This is a genomic window from Rhodococcus sp. (in: high G+C Gram-positive bacteria), assembly GCF_049591685.1.
Classification (GTDB): Bacteria; Actinomycetota; Actinomycetes; order Mycobacteriales; family Mycobacteriaceae; genus Rhodococcoides.
This window is the reverse complement of the sequence record NZ_JBAWFH010000488.1, coordinates 1-5103: the sequence shown is the minus strand read 5'-3', so window position 1 is coordinate 5103 and position 5103 is coordinate 1. Positions and strand designations below refer to the sequence as shown.

The following is a 5103-nucleotide window of genomic DNA, read 5'->3' as shown; positions in this document are numbered from 1 at the left end:
AGAACCTCCTCGGCAAGCGCGTCGACTACTCGGGCCGGTCGGTTATCGTCGTCGGTCCGCAGCTGAAGCTGCACCAGTGCGGTCTGCCGAAGCAGATGGCGCTGGAGCTGTTCAAGCCGTTCGTGATGAAGCGTCTGGTGGATCTGAACCACGCGCAGAACATCAAGTCGGCCAAGCGCATGGTCGAGCGTCAGCGTCCGCAGGTGTGGGACGTTCTCGAAGAGGTCATCGCCGAGCACCCCGTGCTGCTGAACCGTGCACCCACCCTGCACCGGTTGGGCATCCAGGCGTTCGAGCCGCAGCTCGTCGAGGGCAAGGCAATCCAGCTGCACCCGCTCGTCTGTGAGGCGTTCAACGCCGACTTCGACGGTGACCAGATGGCTGTCCACCTCCCGCTGTCCGCCGAGGCTCAGGCCGAGGCACGCATCCTGATGCTGTCGTCGAACAACATCCTGTCGCCGGCATCGGGCCGTCCGCTCGCCATGCCGCGTCTGGACATGGTGACGGGTCTGTTCCACTTGACTCGTCTCGATGCGGGTGCGATCGGTGAACGCGCCGACGCCAAGACCGATGTGGCCGAGTTCGGTGCGTACTCCTCACCGGCCGAGGCTCAGATGGCTGTCGACCGCGGATCGCTGACGGTGCAGTCGCAGATTCGTGTTCGGTTGACGCAGCAGCGTCCGCCGCGCGACATCGAGACCGAGCTGTTCCCGGACGGCTGGACTCGTGGCGAGGCATGGACCGCGGAGACCACGCTCGGACGCGTCATCTTCAACGAGCTGCTCCCGGCGGACTACCCGTTCGTCAACGAGCAGATGCCGAAGAAGCGTCAGGCAACGATCATCAACGATCTCGCCGAGCGTTACCCGATGATCGTCGTCGCGCAGACCGTCGACAAGCTCAAGGACGCAGGCTTCTACTGGGCCACGCGTTCGGGTGTCACCATCTCGATCTCCGACGTCCTCGTGCCGCCGGAGAAGCCGCAGATCATGGAGACCTTCGAGGCTCAGGCCGACCAGATCGAGAAGAAGTACCAGCGAGGCGCCCTCGACAAGGTCGAGCGCAACTCCGCGTTGGTCAAGATCTGGCAGGACGCGACCGAGCAGGTCGGTAAGGCCATGGAGGCGCACTTCCCCGACGACAACCCCATCCCGATGATCGTGAAGTCCGGCGCAGCCGGAAACATGACTCAGGTGCGGTCGCTCGCCGGCATGAAGGGCCTGGTGACCAACCCGAAGGGTGAGTTCATCCCGCGTCCGATCAAGTCTTCCTTCAAGGAAGGCCTGACGGTCCTCGAGTACTTCATCAACACGCACGGTGCTCGTAAGGGTCTGGCCGACACGGCGCTTCGTACCGCGGACTCGGGCTACCTGACGCGTCGTCTCGTCTACGTCTCGCAGGATGTCATCGTTCGGGAAACCGACTGTGGCACCGAGCGCGGCATCGTCACGACGATCGCCGAGAAGCTCGCCGACGGCACGATGATTCGCGACGCGCACGTCGAGACCAGCACCTACGCTCGCACGCTGGCCACGGATGCGGTCGACGAGAACGGCAAGGTCATCGTCGCTCGCGGACACGACCTGGGCGACCCGGCCATCGACGCGTTGCTCGAAGCGGGCATCACCTCGGTCAAGGTCCGCTCGGTGCTCACCTGCACCACGGGCACGGGCGTCTGCGCCACTTGCTACGGCCGTTCGATGGCCACCGGCAAGCTGGTCGACATCGGTGAGGCAGTCGGCATCGTCGCCGCACAGTCCATCGGTGAGCCAGGTACTCAGCTCACCATGCGTACCTTCCACCAGGGTGGTGTCGCAGGAGATGACATCACCGGCGGTCTGCCGCGTGTGACGGAACTGTTCGAGGCACGTGTGCCGAAGGGCAAGGCCCCGATCGCGGACGTGTCGGGACGCATCCAGCTCGAGGACGGCGATCGTTTCTACAAGATCACCATCGTCCCGGACGACGGCGGTGAAGAGGTTGTCTACGACAAGCTCTCGAAGCGTCAGCGTCTGCGCGTCTTCAAGCACGACGACGGCACCGAGCGCCTTTTGGCGGACGGTGACCACGTCGAGGTCGGCCAGCAGCTCATGGAAGGTGCTGCCGATCCGCACGAGGTTCTGCGCGTGATGGGTCCTCGTCAGGTTCAGATTCACCTGGTCAACGAGGTCCAGGAGGTGTACCGCAGTCAGGGCGTGTCGATTCACGACAAGCACGTCGAGACGATCGTGCGCCAGATGCTCCGTCGTGTCACGATCATCGACTCCGGCTCCACCGAGTTCCTGCCCGGTTCACTTACCGAGCGCAGCGAGTTCGAGGCGTCGAACCGTCGCGTCGTGTCCGAAGGTGGCGAGCCCGCAGCCGGACGTCCGGTCCTGATGGGTATCACCAAGGCATCGCTGGCAACCGATTCGTGGCTCTCCGCTGCGTCGTTCCAGGAGACCACTCGTGTGCTCACCGATGCGGCTATCAACACCCGCTCGGACAAGCTCATCGGTCTGAAGGAGAACGTCATCATCGGTAAGCTCATCCCGGCTGGTACCGGCATCAACCGGTACCGGAACATCCAGGTGCAGCCCACCGAAGAGGCACGCGCCGCGGCGTACGCGGTGCCGTCGTACGACGATCAGTACTACAGCCCGGACAGCTTCGGCCAGAACACCGGTGCAGCAGTGCCGCTCGACGACTACGGTTTCTCCAACGAATACCGCTAGAGCGACTTCGTCGCACGACGACAGAGCGTGACAAAGCCCCGCATCGACTTCGGTCGGTGCGGGGCTTCGCTGTATCGGAGAGTTGTATCTGGACGGGTGCGGTGAGTTTTCCGTGTCACGCGGGTCGGTAACGGTATGACTGATCAAGCACCCAGCACCATCGTGAACATCGGCGTGGCCATGTTCACCGTCTCGGATCAGGAAGCGGCATTGGACTTCTACTCGCGTGTGCTCGGCTTCGAGGTTCGCGGTGATCTGCGGTTCGGCCCCGAAAACGAGTATCGGTGGTTGGAGGTGGCTCCGCCTGGTTCCACTGCGCGGCTCGCCCTCAACCCACCGATGGACGGTACGCCCGGTGGTGGGTCCATCGGCGTCGAGACGGCCGATGTCGCCGCGGAGCACGCGCGGCTGAGTGCTCTCGGCGGGCTCGATCTCGACGATTTCATGGAGGAGGTCGACGGCGTGCCGCCGATGTTCGCCTTGCGAGATCCCGACGGGAATTCGGTGTGGGTCGTGCAGACCTGATTCGGACGGGAGAACCTCTTTCTCGCTGCGATCGCGCCGCCGCAGCCACACCGACGAATGCCAGTGCCGCGAAGATGAACAGCAGCAACTGAGCCGATCGCAGCGTCGACGGTTTTCCGAGATTCACAAGCACGCCCGCGAGAGCTGCGCCGAAGGCGTAGGCGATCAGTTGGACGGTGTTGACGACGGCGGTGATCGCGATGCTGGACACCACTCCGGCGATGCTCACCACAAGGGCAGCTGTGGTGAGCAGGGTCAGCGACAGTGCGGGTACCGGGCTGGGGTCGGTGGCCTCACCGGTGTGGGCGGCCAGTGCTCGTGGGACAAGGGCAGCCGTGGCCAGGGCCGCGACGACGAGCACTCCGAATGCCAGTCGCCAGGCGCCGAATTGCGCGAAGATGCCACCGACGGCCGATCCGGCGAAGATGCCCCCACCCCACGTAACCGAGACCAGGGCCGCGCCTCGCGTCCAGAGGCGTTGCGGTAGTGCGGCATCGATGACGGCGTAGCCGAAGAAACCGGTGCTGCGATAGCCAACGGTTCGCTGCACGTCAAGTACGGGAATGCCCGTCGTGGCTACCTGCGCAGCACCCTCACGCCCACCGAATGGCGCTCGGAGGTAAGGGTTCTCGATGCCAGTCGACGCCGGGCAAGCCGGTGCGTACGGCCGCGACCGTCACCGTTCCCGAGGGGCGTCCCGAGATCGCCCTGAGCTGACGACCGTTGGCGTCTCAGCGGCCGTCGGCGATGATCTGCGCGACGTTGCGTTCGGCGAGTGCGGTGATCGTCAACGACGGGTTGGCGGCGCCCGTGCTACCCGGAATCAGGGCACCGTCGACGACGTAGAGCGCGGGGTGACCCTTGACGCGGCCGTAGCTGTCGGTGACGTCGCCGATGACTGCGCCGCCGAGCGGGTGCGCGGTGAAGGTGTCGTCGACATCGCGGGTGAACGGCTCGGCCGAGACGACGGTGCCGCCGGCCTGCGCCATCCGATTGTGCACGGCGCGAAGCGATTCGACGGTGTCGCGGCTGCCTCCGCGGGGCCAGCTCAGCGTGATGCCGTCGGTGGCGGAGTTGTACCGGAAGTCCGCACGCAACGGGTCGATCGTCATACCGAGCGAGCCGAGGAAGCCGAGGTCGGCAGGAACGCCGGGTACGTACCAGTTCTCGATGGACAGGGGGAGCCCGGTTTCGTCGACGATGCGCGACGCACACGGCGCTGCCTGGGGGGTGCCGGCGATGGGCCCGAGGGAGCGTGTCATGGATGCGTCGCCGTTGGTTCCCCAGCCGCGGCCGACGAATTCGTTGAGGTTGCCGAGTGTGCCGGTGGCCTGTGCGCGTAGAAGCAACTCGGTGGTGCCGATGGATCCGGCGCCCAGGACGAGCTTGTCGCAGGTGACGGTGCGCGTCTCGACGATGTTGCCGAACGGGTCGAGGCGACGGATCTCGACGCGGTAGCGGCCGCCCGATTCGGTACCGATGGACGCCACTTCGTGGCTGTGGCACACGGTGGCGCGTCCGGTTGCTTCGGCTCGCGGAATGTAGGTCTGCGTCAGGTCGTTCTTTGCGCCGTTCGAGTTGCCGAATGTGCTCGCGCCGACGGTCGCCGACGGGCGGGATCGGCCGGACATCTCGTCGCGGAGGATATTCCAGTTCCATGCGCCGTCCACTGCCTGCGGGCTGTAGCCGGCGCGGCGGGCATGGTCGTCCCAGGTGCGGGAGTGTGCGAAGTTCGGGCTGTTGTAGATGTCGGCGGGCATGGTCGACGGCAGCAGCATCGAGCGGGCCTTCGGGTACCAGCTGCGTTCCATCTCGTCGTAGTCGAGGCGTCCGCCGAACGACATGTCGAAGAACCGTCGTCCGG

Annotated in this window: 4 protein-coding genes; 2 read left to right on the top strand and 2 right to left on the bottom strand. The window is 65.3% G+C overall.

Features of this window, described 5'->3' with window-relative positions; genetic code table 11:
- Both rpoC and WBQ44_RS20115 read left to right on the top strand, forming a co-directional pair.
- Positions 1-2714: DNA-directed RNA polymerase subunit beta' (rpoC, locus tag WBQ44_RS20120; protein ID WP_495568431.1), on the top strand; the 2714-nt coding region annotated here is incomplete at its 5' end.
- Between the two features lie 135 nt (positions 2715-2849).
- Positions 2850-3239: a VOC family protein gene (locus WBQ44_RS20115; protein ID WP_495568430.1), complete on the top strand. Its 390-nt coding sequence runs from the start codon at positions 2850-2852 to the stop codon at positions 3237-3239.
- Here WBQ44_RS20115 and WBQ44_RS20110 read toward each other — a convergent pair.
- Together WBQ44_RS20110 and WBQ44_RS20105 are read right to left on the bottom strand one after the other, a co-directional pair.
- Complete coding sequence (locus WBQ44_RS20110) at positions 3157-3789, bottom strand: hypothetical protein (protein WP_495568429.1); 633 nt, start codon at positions 3787-3789, stop codon at positions 3157-3159. The two genes, WBQ44_RS20115 and WBQ44_RS20110, sit on opposite strands and share 83 nt — an antisense overlap.
- 181 nt (positions 3790-3970) lie before the next feature.
- The coding region (locus tag WBQ44_RS20105) for a GMC oxidoreductase (RefSeq protein WP_495568428.1) at positions 3971-5103 on the bottom strand (1133 nt) is incomplete at its 5' end.